This window comes from Micromonospora sp. WMMD710 (assembly GCF_029626045.1).
In the GTDB taxonomy this organism is placed as follows: domain Bacteria; phylum Actinomycetota; class Actinomycetes; order Mycobacteriales; family Micromonosporaceae; genus Micromonospora.
The window spans coordinates 59,040-72,153 of record NZ_JARUBD010000001.1 but is presented as its reverse complement, the minus strand read 5'-3'; the positions used below and the strand labels follow the sequence as shown (position 1 = coordinate 72,153).

Annotated in this window: 15 protein-coding genes; 9 read left to right on the top strand and 6 right to left on the bottom strand. The window is 70.6% G+C overall.

Features of this window, described 5'->3' with window-relative positions; translation table 11 throughout:
- The first annotated feature begins 40 nt into the window (after window positions 1-40).
- Window positions 41-1,018, top strand: coding sequence for a C40 family peptidase (locus O7620_RS00355; RefSeq protein WP_278121142.1), 978 nt, complete (start codon window positions 41-43; stop codon window positions 1,016-1,018).
- A gap of 65 nt (window positions 1,019-1,083) precedes the next feature.
- Here O7620_RS00355 and O7620_RS00350 read toward each other — a convergent pair whose 3' ends face one another.
- From O7620_RS00350 to O7620_RS00335, 4 genes are all read right to left on the bottom strand, one after another.
- Window positions 1,084-2,073 carry a sigma-70 family RNA polymerase sigma factor gene (locus tag O7620_RS00350; protein WP_151490607.1) on the bottom strand — a complete coding sequence of 330 codons (990 nt, stop codon included), beginning with the start codon at window positions 2,071-2,073 and terminating at the stop codon, window positions 1,084-1,086.
- A 398-nt stretch (window positions 2,074-2,471) separates the two neighbouring features.
- Window positions 2,472-3,428 carry an N-acetylmuramic acid 6-phosphate etherase gene (locus tag O7620_RS00345; protein ID WP_278121140.1) on the bottom strand — a complete coding sequence of 319 codons (957 nt, stop codon included), beginning with the start codon at window positions 3,426-3,428 and terminating at the stop codon, window positions 2,472-2,474.
- Window positions 3,425-4,339, bottom strand: a complete 915-nt coding sequence (locus tag O7620_RS00340; protein WP_151490606.1) for a MurR/RpiR family transcriptional regulator — start codon at window positions 4,337-4,339, stop codon at window positions 3,425-3,427. The genes O7620_RS00345 and O7620_RS00340 overlap by 4 nt, the downstream gene beginning before the upstream one ends.
- 76 nt (window positions 4,340-4,415) lie before the next feature.
- Window positions 4,416-5,432 (bottom strand): NAD-dependent epimerase/dehydratase family protein, encoded by a 1,017-nt coding sequence (locus tag O7620_RS00335; RefSeq protein WP_278121138.1) that lies wholly within the window; start codon window positions 5,430-5,432, stop codon window positions 4,416-4,418.
- A gap of 104 nt (window positions 5,433-5,536) precedes the next feature.
- Here O7620_RS00335 and O7620_RS00330 point away from each other — a divergent pair, with 104 nt between their 5' ends.
- Window positions 5,537-6,229 (top strand): SDR family NAD(P)-dependent oxidoreductase, encoded by a 693-nt coding sequence (locus tag O7620_RS00330; RefSeq protein WP_278121136.1) that lies wholly within the window; start codon window positions 5,537-5,539, stop codon window positions 6,227-6,229.
- On the opposite strand, the gene O7620_RS00325 is transcribed toward O7620_RS00330, so the two are convergent.
- Complete coding sequence (locus tag O7620_RS00325) at window positions 6,214-6,975, bottom strand: dTMP kinase (protein WP_278126783.1); 762 nt, start codon at window positions 6,973-6,975, stop codon at window positions 6,214-6,216. The two genes, O7620_RS00330 and O7620_RS00325, sit on opposite strands and share 16 nt — an antisense overlap.
- 5 nt (window positions 6,976-6,980) lie before the next feature.
- Between O7620_RS00325 and O7620_RS00320 the strand changes: the two genes are divergently transcribed.
- The 5 genes from O7620_RS00320 (at window position 6,981) to O7620_RS00300 (ending at window position 9,574) form a co-directional block, all read left to right on the top strand.
- On the top strand, window positions 6,981-7,742 hold the full coding sequence (locus tag O7620_RS00320) for a nucleotidyltransferase family protein (RefSeq protein ID WP_347403745.1): 762 nt from the start codon (window positions 6,981-6,983) through the stop codon (window positions 7,740-7,742).
- Window positions 7,739-8,014, top strand: coding sequence for a hypothetical protein (locus O7620_RS00315; RefSeq protein ID WP_151490602.1), 276 nt, complete (start codon window positions 7,739-7,741; stop codon window positions 8,012-8,014). The genes O7620_RS00320 and O7620_RS00315 overlap by 4 nt, the downstream gene beginning before the upstream one ends.
- 10 nt (window positions 8,015-8,024) lie before the next feature.
- The gene (locus O7620_RS00310) at window positions 8,025-8,801 is read left to right on the top strand and encodes a metallophosphoesterase (protein ID WP_151490601.1); all 777 of its coding nucleotides are present in this window, start codon (window positions 8,025-8,027) and stop codon (window positions 8,799-8,801) included.
- A complete protein-coding gene (locus tag O7620_RS00305; protein WP_007464364.1) occupies window positions 8,792-8,935 on the top strand; it encodes a GPGG-motif small membrane protein in 144 nt (47 codons plus the stop codon). Before O7620_RS00310 ends, O7620_RS00305 begins: the two co-directional genes overlap by 10 nt.
- Window positions 8,936-9,079: 144 nt before the next feature.
- The gene (locus O7620_RS00300; protein WP_278121124.1) at window positions 9,080-9,574 is read left to right on the top strand and encodes a TspO/MBR family protein; all 495 of its coding nucleotides are present in this window, start codon (window positions 9,080-9,082) and stop codon (window positions 9,572-9,574) included.
- Between the two features lie 51 nt (window positions 9,575-9,625).
- On the opposite strand, the gene O7620_RS00295 is transcribed toward O7620_RS00300, so the two are convergent.
- A complete protein-coding gene (locus tag O7620_RS00295) occupies window positions 9,626-10,399 on the bottom strand; it encodes a peptidoglycan DD-metalloendopeptidase family protein (protein ID WP_278121122.1) in 774 nt (257 codons plus the stop codon).
- A gap of 250 nt (window positions 10,400-10,649) precedes the next feature.
- On the opposite strand from O7620_RS00295, the gene O7620_RS00290 reads away from it, so the two are divergent.
- Window positions 10,650-11,996 carry an ABC transporter substrate-binding protein gene (locus O7620_RS00290; protein ID WP_278121120.1) on the top strand — a complete coding sequence of 449 codons (1,347 nt, stop codon included), beginning with the start codon at window positions 10,650-10,652 and terminating at the stop codon, window positions 11,994-11,996.
- A gap of 70 nt (window positions 11,997-12,066) precedes the next feature.
- A complete protein-coding gene (locus O7620_RS00285) occupies window positions 12,067-13,113 on the top strand; it encodes a sugar ABC transporter permease (protein WP_278121118.1) in 1,047 nt (348 codons plus the stop codon).
- Window position 13,114 lies beyond the last annotated feature (1 nt).

Genomic DNA, 13,114 nt, shown 5'->3' with positions numbered 1-13,114 from the left:
AGCAGCCGACGGCGGCCCGTGGGAGAGGGGCATTCCGCTCTTGTCATCCCTGAGAAACCTGCTGCGTACCGTGGCGCTGGCCGGCATGTCGGCCGCGCTGATCGCCCCCTCGGCGGTGGCTCGCGCCGAACCGTCCCCCGCCGACCCGACCCGCCGGATCGAGGCGTCCTCGGGTGAGTTGGAGCGGGTCGTCGAGGCGTACAACAAGCTCCGCGAGGAGATCAAGACCAACGAGGCCGCGGTGGCCCGATTACAGGCCCGGATCGGCCCCCTGGAACAGCAGACCGAACAGAGCCGGGCCGACGTCGCCGAGCTGGCGAGCACGGCGTACAAGAACGGCAGCCTGCGGACCGCGGACGCACTGCTGCGTCCCGGCGGCTCGGCCGCCCTGCTGGACCGACTCGGCGCCCTCGACCAGCTGACCCGCCAACGGCAGGAGCGCATCTCCGGCTTCACCGCCAACCAGCGGCAGCTGCTCGACGAGAAGGCCCGCCTGGACGCCACGCTGACCCGGCAGGCCGCACAGGCCCGCCAACTCGCGGCGGGCCGGAAGCAGATCGAGCAGAACCTGGCGAAGCTGTACGAGCTGCGGCGTCAGGCGTACGGCGCGGCCACCGAACGACCCGAACCCAGGGCCGCGACGACCGAGGCCAAGAACGTGCCGGCGGTGGCCGGCGGCGCCGGGGTCGCGGTGCGCTACGCGTTCGGCGCGTTGGGCAAGCCGTACATCTGGGCGAGCGACGGACCGGACGGCTACGACTGTTCGGGGCTGACCTCGGCGGCGTGGCGGGCGGCCGGGAAGTCACTGCCGCACAACGCCCGGATGCAGTGGGGCGCGGTCACCCACATCGGTCGGGGCGACCTGCGCCCAGGAGACCTGATCTTCTACAGCGGGCTCGGCCACGTCGCCCTGTACGTGGGTGACGGTCAGGTGATCGACGCGCCGAGCGCCGGCCGCAACGTGCTCAAGCGCGGGATGAACATGATGCCGATCCAGGGCTACGGCCGGGTCCGGTAGCGCGAACGGCGAACGGCCGGCGTCCCCCTATCGGACGCCGGCCGTTCGCCGTCATTACTACCAGGTCAGGCCGCCTGCAGCCCCTCCGCCCGGGCCAGCTCACGGAGCCGGCCGAGGGCCTGGATCTCCAACTGCCGGATCCGCTCGCGGGACAGCGAGAACCGGGACGCGACCTCGGTCAGCGAGTGCTCCCGGCCGTCCTCCAGCCCGTAGCGGGCCCGCATGATGCCGGCCGACCGGTCGTCGAGGTGGTTGAGCAGCCCTTCGATGCGCTGCCGCTCCAGGCCGCTGAGGACGATGTCCTCCGGCGACGGCGCGTCGCTGTCGGCGACCAGGTCGCCGAGGTTCGTGTCGCCGTCGTCGCCGACCGGGGTGTCCAGCGAGACAGTGTCCTGCGACCAGCGGCGCAGCTCGTTGACGCGCTCGACGGTGACGCCGAGCGACGCGGCGATCTGCTCCGGCTCCGGGTCGCTGCCCAGCTCACGGGTGAGCTGCCGGGTCACGTTGCGCATCCGGTTGACGTCCTCCACCAGGTGCACCGGCAGACGGACGGTGCGCTCCTGCTGGGCGATCGCCCGGCTGATGGCCTGGCGGATCCACCAGGTGGCGTAGGTGGAGAACTTGTAGCCACGTTCGTAGTCGAACTTCTCGACCGCGCGGACGAGGCCGGTGTTGCCCTCCTGGATCAGGTCCAGCATGGGCATACCCGAGCGCACGTACCGGCGGGCGATCGACACGACCAGTCGCAGGTTGGCACGGATGAAGAGGTCCTTCGCCCGCTCGCCCTCGACGACCAGCCGATCCAGGTCGTCCCGGTCGACACCGGCGGGAACGGCATCCTCACCGAGCAGGTGCTCGGCGTAGAGGCCGGCCTCGATCGCCTTGGAGAGATCGACCTCCTTGGCGGCGTCCAGCAGTGGCGTCCGGGAGATCTCGTGCAGGTAGACGCCGACCAGGTCGCGCTCCTCGGCAACCTCGTCGGTTCGCATGCCGATGTTCTTGTCCACGTTGCCCACGGTCCCCTCGCTCGCGCCGGTTGCCCGGTTCCTTGCCATTCCCCACGTCCGTCAGCCCCTGGTAACTTCCGTTGTGCCCATCGGTGCTGACACCTACACAACAGATGAGACGTGTCGGGGATTCCATGTCGTGAGTCGAAAGTGTCACGAATGCCTGAGTAGTAGCTGAGAGCACGGTCCATGTTTGCTGTCAGCACCCCGCCGGGTGGCTCGCCGCTGGGCACCACGTACGGGTTGGCGGTCGACGAATCGCACACCGCCCGCACCATGGCAACACCGCCCGCCGCGGGGGCACAGCGACCCGGGTCACCACCGTGGTGCGATCCTGGTCACTGTCAGACACGCACCGGTGGACCGGTCGGTTCATCCACGGGGTGTTATTACCCCCCGGCCAGATGAACAATCCGGAGCCCCGTTCGCTTCCCGTGGTGCGGAGGCTAGGAGGCGAGCAGGGCGAGCGCGCCGCGCACCTGGTCGGCTGAGCGGGCCAGGGCGGCCCGGGCGGCGTCGACCTCGGCGCCGGAGACCAGGGAGACCAGCGCGGTCTTCAGGTCGCCGTCGGCCTCGGTGAGGGCCCGCCGGGAGACCTCCTCGGAGCAACCGGCGGCCTCGACCAGGATCGAGATCATTCGTCCGCGAAGCTTCGCGTTGGTGGCCACCATATCGATCATGAGGTTCGAGTAGACCCGTCCCAGGCGCACCATGACGGCGGTCGAGAACGTGTTGAGCACCAACTTCTGCGCGGTGCCCGCCTTCATCCGGGTCGATCCGGTGACCACCTCGGGTCCGGTGTCCACCCCGATGAACACGTCGACCGACCGGGCCGCCTCCGCCTCCGGATTCGCGCAGAGGAGCACCGTCGAGGCACCCCTGGCGCGGGACGTGGCGAGCGCCCCGAGGACGTACGGGGTGCGCCCGCTGGCCGCCAGACCGACCACCAGGTCACCGGCGCGGACACACCCGGCGGCCTCCACCGCGCCGCCCCGGTCGTCGTCCTCGGCGTCCTCCACGGCCCGCCACATGGCGTCCGGACCGCCCGCCAGGTGGGCGCAGAACCAGTGCCGGGGAGAGTTGAAGGTGGGTGCGAGTTCGGCCGCGTCGAGGACGCCCAGCCGGCCGGAGGTGCCGGCGCCGAAGTAGTGCACCCGGTGGCCGCCGCGCAGCGCGTCGACCGCCAGATCGACCGTGGTGGCGATCTCGTCGAGCACCGCGGCGACCGCCGCGGGCACCCGCCGGTCGGCCTCGTTGATCACGGTGAGGACGTCCCGGGTCGACATCAGGTCGAGGTCGACGCTGAGCGGGTTACGCCGTTCGGTGGGAGCGCCCACCCGAACCGTCGGGCGGGCGGGCGGTGCGGGCTTGTCCTCGTCCGGCTCCACCCCACCGGCCGTCATGCCCGCCTCCGGTTGGCACCCACCCGGTGCGACTGGACCGCCTCGGCGGTCGCCTCGAGGGCCTTGCGGGCCCGGGACCGGTTGCGGGCGGCCACGCCGACGAAGAGGCAGTCGACCACGGTGAGCTGGGCGAGCCGGCTGGCGGTCGCGCCGGAGCGGTAGGTGGTCTCCCGGGCCGCGGTGGTCAGCACGAAGTCGGCGACCTCGGTGATCGGCGAGCGGGGGAAGTTGGTCAGCGCCACGGTGACGGCGCCGCGCGTCCGGGCCTGTTCCAGCACCTCGATGACGTCGGATGTGGTGCCGGTGTGCGAGATGCCCACCGCCACGTCGCCCCGGCCGAGGAGCGCGGCGGAGGTCAGCGCGGTGTGCACGTCCGGGAAGTAGAAGGCGATCCGGCCGATGCGGTGCAGCTTCTGCTGGAAGTCGGAGGCGACGAACCCGCTGGCGCCGGCGCCGTAGATGTCGATCCGGCCGGCGCCGCTGATCGCCTCGACCACCTGCTCACAGACGGCCGGGTCGAGTTGCTCGGCCGTCTCCTCGACCGCGCGGGCGTCGTTGAACGCGATGGTGGCGATGATCTGGGCGAGGTCGGCGCCGGGTGGAATGTCGCCGCCGACCACCCGGGCGTCCGGCGGTTCGATGCGGCGGGCGGCCTCGGCGGCGAGCCGGATGCGCAGTTGCGGGTAGCCGTCCATGCCGACCGAGCGGCAGAACCGGATGACGGTCGCCTCCGATGTCTCGGCTGCGGTGGCGAGGTCGGTGATGGTCCGCCGGGCCGCGGCGGCCGGGTCGGACACGACCAGCCGGGCGACCCGCTGCTCGGCGGGCGACAGCGACGGCAACAGCCCGCTGATGTGAACGATCAGCCCACCGGGCTCGTGACTCGCAGAAATCTTCGGACTCTTCGCCACGGATGAAACTTACTTTCACGAGGCGTGAGCGTCAACCATGACGGTCTGTGGTGAGGGAAAGTGTCGCCGACCGGATTCACGCGTTGCGCACAGCCTCCCACTCCCGGAGGACCGCCGCCTCATCCACCGGGTCGAGTCCACCCTGCCGTACGGCGTCCGGCGACGATGCCATCCAGGACGCGGTCGCCCGAACGGTGTCGGACAACGGACGGACCGTCAGCCCCGCGTCCAGCGCCGGACGGACATCGCGGTCCATCAGGCCAGCCCACTCCGGCAGTCGCACCCAGAGCGGCAGCGCCCGCTCCCCCGACCACTCACGGACGTCGCGGGCCACCAGGAAGTCCTGCTCGACCCAGGTGAGGTGCGGTTCGGCGACACCCAGCCCGGCGGCCACGCCGCTCAGCAGATCGGCCCGGGACATCGCCGCGCCGATGCCGTCGTACGTGCCGGCCAGGCGGGTGCCGGCGGCGTGCAGCAACCAGCCGGCGAGGTCGGCGACGTCCACGAACTGCACCCGGTCGGTGGGCCGTCCGGGCGCGAGCACCTCCCCACCGGTCGCCAGCCGACGCACCCAGTACGGGAAGCGGTCGCTCGGGTCCTCGGCACCGACGAGCAGCCCCGCCCGGCAGATGAACGAGCGGTCCTCGCCCATCCGCTCCCGGACCAGCCGCTCGATGCTGACCTTGCACTCCCCGTACCAGCGGTGGTCCGGGCCGACCGGAGCGTCCACATCCGACGGGGCGGGTGGCAGCACCGGCGCGTCCGCCACGGTCTGACCCGGCGTGCTGTTGTCGGCGTACACCGAGGTGGTCGACACGAACGACCAGTGACCGACGTGGTCGGCCAGCGCGGTGAGCGCGTGCCGGGCGTGACTGACCTGGCGGGTCACGTCCACCACCGCGTCGACGCCGTCGCCGGCGAGCGACACCAGCGCCTCGGGGTCGTCGCGGTCGACCGGCACGAACCGTGCCCCGGCCGGCGCGACGCCGGACACGCCCCGGGCCGCGCAGGTCACCTCGTGGCCCTGCGCGACGGCGAGGTGAGCCACCGCCCGGCCAAGGAACCGGGTGCCACCGAGAATCAGGATCCGCATCCGCCGATCCTGCGCCGCCGGCGGGCGATTCGGCCAACCACTCTGCTCTGGGCAGAGCACCGGTCGGCCGACGAGCCGCCGGAGCGGGCGCTAGCGTGTGCCGCATGGCGGAGCGCAGCGTAGTCGTGACCGGAGGCACCGGCGGGCTCGGCGGGGCGGTCGTCGCCTCGTTCGTGGAGGCGGGCTGGCGGGTGGTCGTACCGCAGCGGGAAGCCCGGCCCGGGTCGGAGCCGGCGGCGGACGGGCTGGTCCGGGTCATCGCGGACCTGGCCGATCCGGCCGGCGCGGCGCGGGCCGTCGAGGCCGCCACCGGTGAGCCGGCGGCGCCGCTGCGGGCGGTGGTCAACCTGGTCGGGGGGTACGCCAGCGGCGGTCTGGTCCACGAGACACCGGTCGAGGAGTTCGAGCGGATGCTCACCGTCAACCTGCGGCCCACCTACCTGATCACCCAGGCCGCGCTGCCGCACCTGGTGGCGGCCGGCGGCGGCGCGGTGGTCTGCGTCTCGGCCCGCGCGGCGGTCACCCCGTTCGCCGGAGCGGCCGGCTACGTCACCGCCAAGGCGGCGGTGCTGGCCTTCGCCAACGCCGTCGCGGTCGAGTACCGGTCCCGCGGCGTGCGCTGCAACACCGTGCTGCCCAGCGTCATCGACACGCCGGCCAACCGGGCCGCCCAGCCCACCGCCGACCACTCCCGCTGGGTCACCCCGGCCGAGATCGCGCCGGTGATCCGCTTCCTCGCGTCGCCGGAGTCCGCTCCGACCAGCGGCGCCACCGTTCCGGTCTACGGGCGGGCCTGAGCCACCAACGGGCCGGGGCCACCGCGCGTCGGCAGATCCGACGGCGCCGACCTGGGGGGCGGCGGTTCGGACGGGGCCGGCGCGGGCGGCGGCACGTCGGACGGTGGCCGGGTGAGGTCGGGGCGGGCACCCGACGGCAGCCAGGTCGCCAGGTGGGCCTGAATCTGCTCGGTCACCTCCTCGGCCGGGCGGCCCGCGTCCACCAGCACGAAGCTCGGGTACTCGGGCAGGGTCCGGTAGGCGGTGTCCGCCGCGGTCAGCCAGCTGATCGTCTCGTGGTCGGTGCCGCGCTCCTCGATGCGCCGGTACGCCTCCGCCGGGTCGACGGCCAGCAGGAACGTCACCTGCGGCGTCGGGAACAGCCGGTAGCCGGCCCGGGCCAGCCGCTCCCAACGGTGCCCGCCGTGCGCCCGGATGCTGGCGTACTGGCAGGCCGAGTAGCGGTCCATCACCGCCGTACGGCCGGTGAGCAGGCAGGTGAGCAGGGCGACGGCGATGGCGAGCCAGCGCAGCACGGACTCCACCGCCAGCACGCCGTCGCGCCCGACGAGCCGCTGGGCGTCCGGACGGCCGAGCCGGTTGGCGACCCGACCGAGCCACCGACGTCCGCTGGCGTTGCGGCGGTACGTGGCGGGACGACCGGCCGCGTTCAGCGCGTCGGCCAGCCGGTGTGCCTGCGTGGTCTTGCCCGAACCGTCGATGCCGATCAGGGCGACGGTGCGCAACCGGGCCCTGCCGCGTCGCATCCCCGATGATCTGGCCACCCTCGACAGGTTATCCGACCGACGCACGTGCTCCGCGAGGTTTCTTCCGCTTCATCCCGGTTGGCACCCTATCGCGACGCGGGCAGGTGTGGCCGACCGGAATGCCGGGTACCGGAGTTTCAAACCAACCGCCTGTCCACCAACACGACCGACGGGAGATCCAGATGGCTGAGCGCGGGGACGAGAGTCTGGTGCACACCCTCAAGAAGGTCGCCGCCGTGCTCAAGCAGTCCGAGATCCCGTTCGCCCTGGGCGGCAGCTTCGCCGTGTACGCCCACGGCGGCCACTCCAGCGACCACGACGTCGACTTCCTCATCCGGGAGGCCGACGTGGAGCGGTCCCTCGAGGCCCTGGTGGCCGCCGGCTTCATCGCCGAGCGCCCCCCGGAGGACTGGCTGGTGAAGGTCTTCGACGACGGACGGATGGTGGATCTGATCCACCGGCCGATCGAGACGCCGGTGACCGAGGAGACGTTCGCCGACACGGTCGTCCGGCCGGTGGACGCGATTCACATGCCGGTCCTGTCCGCCACCCAGTTGATGGTGCACAAGCTGCTGAGCTTCTCGCAGCACTACTGCGACTTCGCCCGCGGCCTGCCACTGGCCCGGTCGCTACGGGAGCAGATCGACTGGGAACGGGTACGCAAGGAGACGCAGCACTCGCCGTACGCCGAGGCGTTCCTGGTGCTGCTGGACCGGCTGGAGGTGGTGCCGACGGCCGGCACCCCGGCAGGAGAGGGGACATCGTGACCCACCATCGCGACATCGGCGCCGGGCCACCGGACGAGTACGTCGAAGCCGAGATCCAGCGACTGCTCGCCGAGGACCCCGCCGTCGCCGAGCAGGGGATCACCGTGGTCCGCCGGGAACGCGCCATCGTGCTCTACGGCGAGGTGGAGAGCCCGCACCGGCGGGAGGAGATCCTGCGCCGCGTGTCCGAGCGCTTCCCGGACGTGCCGATCACCAGCGACATCGGTGTGATCCGCGCCCAGGCGCCCACGGAGATCGAGCAACTGCCCTGAAGGAGGTTCCATGGTGATCCGGATCGCCGCCGTGGGCGACGTGCATCTGGACGAGGACGTCGTCGGCCGGTTCCGTCCCGCGTTGGAGGAGCTGCCGGAGTGCGCCGACGTGCTGCTGCTGGCCGGGGACCTGACCCGGCACGGCACCGAGGCCGAGGCGCGCTGCGTGGCACAGGAGTTCGGTGGGTTGGCCGTGCCGGTGGTGACCGTGCTCGGCAACCACGACCACCAGTGTGACCAGGTGCCACAGGTGGTCAAGGTGCTCGAGGATGCGGGCATCACGGTGCTGGAGGGCAACGGCGTGGTGCTGGACTGCGCGGGCGGGCGGCTGGGCATCGCCGGGGTCAAGGGCTTCGGCGGCGGGTTCGCCGGGCGCTGCGCCAGTGACTTCGGCGAGCCGGAGATGAAGGCGTTCGTCCGGACCACCAACGACAGCGCCGACCGCCTCGGCACGGCGCTCCGTTCGCTGGACTGCGACATGCTCGTCGCGCTCACCCACTACTCCCCCGTGCCGGACACGCTGGCCGGGGAGCCGCTGGAGATCTATCCGTTCCTCGGGTCGTACCAGCTGGGGCAGGCGATCGACTCGGCGCCCACGGCGCTCGCCCTGCACGGGCACGCGCACGCCGGGACCGAGCGTGGCACCACCCCTGGAGGTGTCCGCGTCCGCAACGTCGCCCACCCCGTGATCAAGCAGGCGTACAGCGTCTTCCACGTCGGCGATCAACGTGATACCGACCAGGTTTCCCCGATCGGCCAGTCGGGTAGTCAGAGGTCATGGAGCTGATTCTCTGGATTCTCGCAGTCGTACTCGTGGTCGCCGGCATCCTCGCGCTGTTCCGCCGGCAGATCCTGTGGGGCATCGTCCTCATCGTTGTCGGGCTGTTGGTCGGCCCGGGTGGTGTCAGCATCTTCAATTGACGTTCGAACATCCGCACGACACCGGGACCCGTCGGGGTCGCCGCGACCGGAGCTTCGTCCTCCCGACAGAAGCACCGGCCGCAGCGGCCCCGGCGCTTTTTTGTGCGCGGGTTTGAGCAGTAGCCGCCGGGAAATATCTCGACCATGGAGAGATCTCAGGACGGGGCGACCGCCTTCGGCCGGCGCTCGTGGTGGACCCTCGCCGGCTTCGCGGCGGCGGTCTTCGTCGCGGCCGCGATCGGTGGCCTGGGGGTCCAGGGCACCAGCGACGAGTACGCGAGCCTGCGGCAGCCCGACTGGGCACCGCCCTCGTGGCTGTTCGGCCCGGTCTGGACGCTGCTCTACGCGCTGATCGCGGTGGCCGGCTGGCTGGTGTGGCGACGGGTCGGCTTCGCCGGCGCCCTCTGGGCGTGGACCGCCCAACTGGCGCTCAACGCGATCTGGACCCCGCTGTTCTTCGGCGCGGGGCGGTACGGGCTGGCGTTCGCCGAGATCGTGGTGATGTGGCTGGCGATCGGCCTGACCGTGGTGCTGTTCGCCCGGGTGTCCCGGGTCGCGGCGGCGCTGCTGCTGCCCTACTGGGTGTGGGTCACCTTCGCCGCCGCGCTGAACCTGTCGATCTGGCGGCTGAACGCCTGACCGAACGGGCCCCGGCGGCGCCGCCCGCCGGGGACCGTGGTCGTCAGCCGGTCAGCAGCGGGGCACGTTCGGGATGTAGCCGTCGTACCCGGTGTAGACGTACGCGTCGGCGATGTAGCGCCCGGTGCCGATCCGGTCCCAGATCGAGCTGGTGCCGTACGTGCCGGTGACCGTCGTGCCGCTGGTCTGGCAGGCGATGGTCACCCGGGTGCCGTCGGCGACGGTGCCCACCGAGGCGTACCCGGTGCCGGGGCCGGAGCGGACGGTCAACGCCGTGCCGCTGGTGTCGACCGTGCCGTTGCCGCTGCCCGAGGAGCACCCGTTGTCGCTGGTGTAGGTCTTGGTGCCCCAGTACAGGCCGAGGGTGCCGTTGAAGCGGACCTGGATGTCGCTGCCGTTGAGGCGCTGCTCGTAGTGCAGGTGGGGGCCGGTCGATCCGCCGGTGCTGCCCACCCAGCCGAGCACCTTGCCGTAGCCGACCGTCTGCCCCACCGAGACGTTGAAGCCGTTGAGGTGTGCGTAGTAGGTGCTGTAACCGCCACCGTGGTTGATCCGGACGTATTTGCCATAGCTCGTGCCGCCGAGGTCGGTCACCCGGTCGACCGTGCCGGGAGCGCTGGCGACCACCGGGTCACCGAGGTCGTCGGTGCGGTTGAAGTCGACGGCATACGCCGGGCTGTGGTCCGACCGGGTCTGCCCGGACCAGGACTGGCCGCACGGGAACGGCACCTTGAAGGTCGGTGCGGCGAGCGCGGGGCTCGCGGGCACGAGCGCTCCCCCGACGAGCAGACCGGTCACCAGCAGGCTGATCCACCGCTTGCGCATACAGCTCCTCCTATGTCGAAAACCTTCGATGGGGCTGTCCTAGCCTGACAGATATCGTCATTCTTCGAAAGAGTCGAAGATCTGGCCCGGGAGCGCGCCCACCAGGCAGCCCGGAGGTTTCCGGATTGTTACTCGCTCGTGTCTGACAGGGGGTGGACCGGACCGGATGCAAGCGCTTACATGTGTGCACGCCCAATCGGACCGGCGACGGGTCATCAGCACGACCGCGCCGGCTAGGAAGGAGGACGGCATGGCGGTCTTTACCAGACCACGCCAGGCCTTCGTGATCGCCGGTGTACTCGGGCTGGCGCTCAGCGCCACCGCTTGCGGTACCGGCGACGACAAGAAGAGTGACAAGGCGGGCTCCGCGGAGTGTGCCGCATACGAGAAGTACCAGGGCAACGACGGCAAGAAGGTCTCCATCTACGCGTCCATCCGTGACGCGGAGGCCGACCTGCTGGAGCGGTCGTGGTCGCAGTTCACGGACTGCACCGGCATCGAGATCGCCTACGAGGGCAGCGGCGAGTTCGAGGCCCAGCTCCCCGTCCGGGTCGACGGCGGCAACGCCCCCGACATCGCCTTCGTGCCCCAGCCGGGCCTCGTGAAGCGCTTCGCGGACGCCGGCAAGCTGAAGTCCCTCAGCGCCGACACCAAGGCCCTGGCCGAGCAGAACATGCCGGCCGACTGGCTGAAGTACGGCACCGTCAACGGGACGCTCTACGGCGTGCCGCTCGGCGCCAACGTGAAGTCCTTCGTCTGGTACTCGCCGAAGACGTTCAAGGAGAAGGGTTGGGAGGTTCCGACCAGCTGGGACCAGCTCATCGCCCTGAGCGACAAGATCGCCGCCAGCGGCATGAAGCCGTGGTGCGTGGGCGTCGAGTCCGGTGACGCCACCGGCTGGCCGGCCACCGACTGGATCGAGGACGTGATCCTGCGTACGCAGGGCCCCGAGGTCTACGACCAGTGGACCACCCACGCCATCCCGTTCAACGACCCGAAGATCGTCGACGCGGTCGACCGCGCCGGCACGATCCTCAAGAACGAGAAGTACGTCAACGGCGGCTTCGGCGGCGTCAAGAGCATCACCACCACCTCCTTCCAGGAGGCGGGCGTACCGGTCACCAACGGCAAGTGCGCGATGCACCGGCAGGCGTCCTTCTACGCCAACCAGTTCCCCGAGGGCACCAAGGTGGCCGAGGACGGCGACGCGTTCGCGTTCTACTTCCCGGCCATCGACGCGGCCAAGGGCAAGCCGGTCCTGGGCGCTGGCGAGTTCGTCGTCGCCTACGCCGACCGTCCCGAGGTGCAGGCGGTGCAGACGTACCTCGCCTCGGCCGAGTACGTGAACAGCCGCGCGAAGCTCGGCAACTGGGTCACGGCGAACAACAAGCTGGACATCGCCAACGTCGCCAGCCCGATCGACAAGCTCTCCGTCCAGATCCTGCAGGACAAGAGCGGCACCTTCCGCTTCGACGGATCCGACCTGATGCCGGCCGCCGTCGGCGCGGGAACGTTCTGGAAGGGCATGGTCGAGTGGCTCAACGGCAAGCAGACCGCCCCGGTGCTCCAGGGCATCGAGAGCAGCTGGCCTAAGTGATCCCGGCGGTGGCCCGGCCCGCGTTCGCGGGCCGGGCCACCGGCCGAGGTGGACCCGAAAGGGAGGGTTGATGGAGTTCGACTTCGCCGATGAGCAGCCGAAGCTCCTTATGCTGATGTACGGGCTGGTCGCCTTCGTGCTGGTGGTGGGCGGTCTGCTCCTGCTGCTCGACGTCGTGCCGGCCTGGTTCGCCCGGCGGCGGGAGGCTCAGCTCGTCGCCGCCTCCGTGAGCGGCACGCCGCTGGCCCGCCGGCCCAAGCAGCGGGAAGGGCTCTTCGCGCTCTTCTTCCTGCTGCCGACGCTGCTGCTGCTCACCATCGGCCTCGTCGTCCCGGCCATCCGCACCATGCTGCTGTCCCTGATGGACGGGAGCAGCAGCAACTGGGTGGGGCTGCGCAACTACGGCTGGATGTTCTCCGACAGCTCGATCGTCCGGGTCCTGATCAACACGCTGGTCTGGGTGCTCCTGGTCCCGCTCGTGGCGACCGGGTTCGGTCTCATCTACGCCGTCCTGGTGGACAAGGCCCGGTTCGAGGCGGTGGCCAAGTCACTGATCTTCCTGCCGATGGCCATCTCCTTCGTCGGCGCCAGCATCATCTGGAAGTTCGTCTACGCCTACCGCGGCGAGGGCGACCAGATCGGTCTGCTCAACCAGATCGTCGTCAGCCTCGGCGGCGAGCCGAAGCAGTGGCTGTTGGAATCACCCCTGAACACGCTGCTGCTGATCGTCATCATGGTGTGGATCCAGGCCGGTTTCGCCATGGTGGTGCTCTCCGCCGCGATCAAGGCGATCCCCGGCGACATCGTCGAGGCCGCCCGGCTCGACGGTGTCAGCCCGTGGCAGATGTTCTGGCAGATCACCATGCCGAGCATCCGGCCGGCGCTGATCGTCGTGGTGGTGACGCTCACGATCGCCACGCTCAAGGTCTTCGACATCGTCCGGACCTCGACCAACGGCAACTACGACACCAGCGTGATCGCCAGCGAGATGTACAACCAGGCGTTCCGGTACGGCCAGAACGGGCAGGGCTCCGCACTCGCGGTCTTCCTCTTCATCCTGGTCATCCCGGTCGTGATCTACCAGATCCGCAACCTCCGTCAACAGCGGGAGGGCTGAG

What these genes read in the sequence shown, in the direction of transcription:
- O7620_RS00350 (WP_151490607.1), bottom strand. Translation starts at nt 2,073, where the DNA reads ATGGCAAGGAACCGGGCAACCGGCGCGAGCGAGGGGACCGTGGGCAAC.
- O7620_RS00345 (WP_278121140.1), bottom strand. Translation starts at nt 3,428, where the DNA reads ATGACGGCCGGTGGGGTGGAGCCGGACGAGGACAAGCCCGCACCGCCC.
- O7620_RS00335 (WP_278121138.1), bottom strand. Translation starts at nt 5,432, where the DNA reads ATGCGGATCCTGATTCTCGGTGGCACCCGGTTCCTTGGCCGGGCGGTG.
- O7620_RS00330 (WP_278121136.1), top strand. Translation starts at nt 5,537, where the DNA reads ATGGCGGAGCGCAGCGTAGTCGTGACCGGAGGCACCGGCGGGCTCGGC.
- O7620_RS00325 (WP_278126783.1), bottom strand. Translation starts at nt 6,975, where the DNA reads ATGCGACGCGGCAGGGCCCGGTTGCGCACCGTCGCCCTGATCGGCATC.
- O7620_RS00320 (WP_347403745.1), top strand. Translation starts at nt 6,981, where the DNA reads ATGATCTGGCCACCCTCGACAGGTTATCCGACCGACGCACGTGCTCCG.
- O7620_RS00310 (WP_151490601.1), top strand. Translation starts at nt 8,025, where the DNA reads ATGGTGATCCGGATCGCCGCCGTGGGCGACGTGCATCTGGACGAGGAC.
- O7620_RS00305 (WP_007464364.1), top strand. Translation starts at nt 8,792, where the DNA reads ATGGAGCTGATTCTCTGGATTCTCGCAGTCGTACTCGTGGTCGCCGGC.
- O7620_RS00300 (WP_278121124.1), top strand. Translation starts at nt 9,080, where the DNA reads ATGGAGAGATCTCAGGACGGGGCGACCGCCTTCGGCCGGCGCTCGTGG.
- O7620_RS00295 (WP_278121122.1), bottom strand. Translation starts at nt 10,399, where the DNA reads ATGCGCAAGCGGTGGATCAGCCTGCTGGTGACCGGTCTGCTCGTCGGG.
- O7620_RS00290 (WP_278121120.1), top strand. Translation starts at nt 10,650, where the DNA reads ATGGCGGTCTTTACCAGACCACGCCAGGCCTTCGTGATCGCCGGTGTA.
- O7620_RS00285 (WP_278121118.1), top strand. Translation starts at nt 12,067, where the DNA reads ATGGAGTTCGACTTCGCCGATGAGCAGCCGAAGCTCCTTATGCTGATG.